Annotated in this window: 3 protein-coding genes; all 3 read right to left on the bottom strand. The window is 35.6% G+C overall.

Going from position 1 to position 2,657, the window contains the following annotated elements:
* Positions 1-1,355 (bottom strand): PD40 domain-containing protein (locus tag ICG50_RS12980; protein WP_187661327.1); only part of this gene is annotated, 1,355 nt, incomplete at its 3' end.
* A gap of 13 nt (positions 1,356-1,368) precedes the next feature.
* Positions 1,369-2,280, bottom strand: a complete 912-nt coding sequence (locus ICG50_RS12975) for a PorP/SprF family type IX secretion system membrane protein (RefSeq protein ID WP_187661326.1) — start codon at positions 2,278-2,280, stop codon at positions 1,369-1,371.
* 50 nt (positions 2,281-2,330) lie between these two features.
* Positions 2,331-2,657, bottom strand: a 327-nt coding sequence (locus ICG50_RS12970) for a T9SS type B sorting domain-containing protein (RefSeq protein ID WP_187661325.1), incomplete at its 5' end; no start/stop codon positions are given.

Here is a 2,657-nt window from a genome sequence, read left to right as displayed (position 1 = left end):
TTGGTATTTGGTAATACGGCTTTAGTATCTTCGTCTGTAATTACACCGTGAAGAATTTGGTCACAGAAAATTGGTCGTGTTTCTAAGAATTTGTATATGTCATCACTTCCTTGTCCACCATCTCTGTTGGAGCTTAAGAAACCTTTTTTAGTTTTAAAGTCGATGATGAAACCGAAATCATCTTTAGAGCTGTTTCCTTCTTCACCGATATTTAATGCCTCTTTGAAGTTTAGGCTTCCATCTTTAGGAATTCTGGTAACAAATATATCTAAACCACCCAAACCTGGTTGACCGTCTGAAGCAAAGTACAATTCATTGTCAGAAGAAATGAAAGGATAAGTTTCTCTTCCTTCGGAATTGATTGCTTTACCCAGATTTTCGGGTGTTCCTAAACTTCCATCTTCATTGATTTTTACTCTAAAAAGATCGGATTGTCCAAAAGTTCCCGGCATGTCTGAAGCAAAATACAAAGTTTTTTCGTCGGCCGATAGGGCAGGATGTGCCGCTTGGTAGCTATCACTGTTGAAGTTAAGAGGTGTAATATTTATCCATTTGCCTTCATCATCTAAATTGGCTTTATAGATTTTTAATAAAGTCACTTTATTAGCATCAAAACCTCTTCCGTCTAAATAATTATTTCTGGTGAAATAAACTGTTTTTCCGTCTTTGGTAAAGGCTGGAGTATCTTCATGGTATTTGGTATTGATTTTTTTACCAAATTTATCTACGCCTGTTAACCCTCCGTCTTCGCCTAAAGCTGAACTGTATAAGTTAGTAAAGTACTGACCTGTCCAAGTGTGAATTCTTTTCGAGAAGTTACCGGTATCACGGGCAGAAGTAAAAATTACTTTGGTTCCCATATAAGCCGGACCGTAATCAGAATATTTAGAGTTGATTCCTGCATCTTCTATTTTATAACGACCGGAATTCTTTTTGATTATGGCTAGGTAATCTTTCTTTTTGTTAAAGATGTCTTCTCTACTGTCATTTCCACTTTTCTCACCAAACTTAGCCATCATGGCATCGGCTTTCGGATAGTCCTTAACCGCTCTTAAAGCTTGTGCATAGCGATAGTAGAATTCCGCTTCTTGGTCAGGATTGGTTGCATATAGTTCACTATACCATTTGTTTGCTTTTTCTAATTCGGCATTGAAATAGTAGGCGTTACCAATTTTAAGCAACATATCAGGAGATTTATACCCTTTTTCATAAATGCGTTCGTAAGTCTTAATGGCATCAATGTATGCGTATTTATCATACTCCTTATTACCTTTTACTTCTGATTTCCCAACTTGTGAATAACTGTTCACAGCAGCGAAAGTTAATAGTACTAAATATATAATTTTATTTTTCATGATCGTTGTGTTATTAGAAGAATCTAGGTGATACCAATTTACTAACTCTATTGAACAACTCAAAACGTAAGAATACCTCGTGGGAACCAGAGTTATAATTATTCAATTGAGTAGTTTCTCTATCGTAACTGTAACCGATGAATAAACCATCTGTTACTTGAAAACCGGCTAAGGCACTTATTGCTGCATCCCATCGGTAAGCTGCACCAAGCATTAACTTATCAAAGAATAAGAAGTTACCTGAAACATCAACCTGAAGCGGAGAACCGGTTACTAATTTAGTTAAGAAAGCGGGCTTAAATTTAACTGAAGGTGAAATGTCAAATACATAACCTCCAATGGCATAAAAATTCATTCTTTCTTGGAATACGGCAACTTCATTGTCATTGTATTTTGAATCTTGTAAAAAGTTTGGAACCGAAAGACCAAAATACATTTTATCAGAATGTAAATATACACCAGCTCCAAAATTCGGTGAAAATTCATTGTTGAAATTCTGAAGATTTGGATCACCTGCATCAGCAGGATTTAAATCATTGACATCCAAGTTAAATAAATTACCACTAGCTTTAATACCGAAAGATAATTTATAAGTTTCAGAAGTTTGTATAGTATACGATAAATCGGCTGAAATGGTATTGTCTCTTGTAGGTCCGATTTTATCACTTACAACAGACAAACCAACACCTAAATTACTGTTGTTGATTGGAGTATTGATAGAAAAAGCGTTTGTAGTTGGCGCTCCGTCTAATCCTACCCATTGGGTACGATGCAATCCGAAGATACTCATAACTCCTCTCGATCCTGCGTAAGCGGGATTGATATTGATCGTGTTATACATGTATTGGGTAAACTGTGCGTCTTGCTGTGCAAAACCAGTATAACACGTTAACATCAAAGCGAAAATTAAAATTTTTGTTCTCATATTTTCTTAATTTTTCCTGAGGGTTTTTAAGCCCTCAGGAGTTAGTAGGTTTATCGGGTTAAGTATATGTATCCGTTTTTATTTATTCTGTTTCCATCACTAGTTGTCCACTCAATGATATAGAAATAAGTTCCGGTTGGCAATTCTTCAGATTTGCTAACAGTTACTCTACCTTCAGAGATACCTTCAAATCTTCTTGTATTGTTGTCATAGTTTTTAGTTTCATAAACTAAAACTCCCCATCGGTTGTAAATTTGAACATTATTTGTCGGATAACACGCGATGTCTTCGATATTTTCAATGTTAAAATATTCATTGAATGCGTCACCATTTGGTGTAAAGGCGTTGTGAATGATAATAGCTTCACAAGGTCCAAC

It is taken from the genome of Flavobacterium buctense, assembly GCF_014486695.1.
Classification (GTDB): domain Bacteria; phylum Bacteroidota; class Bacteroidia; order Flavobacteriales; family Flavobacteriaceae; genus Flavobacterium; species Flavobacterium buctense.
Note: the sequence above shows the minus strand (reverse complement) of the source record. Positions and strands in the feature narration are given on the sequence as shown.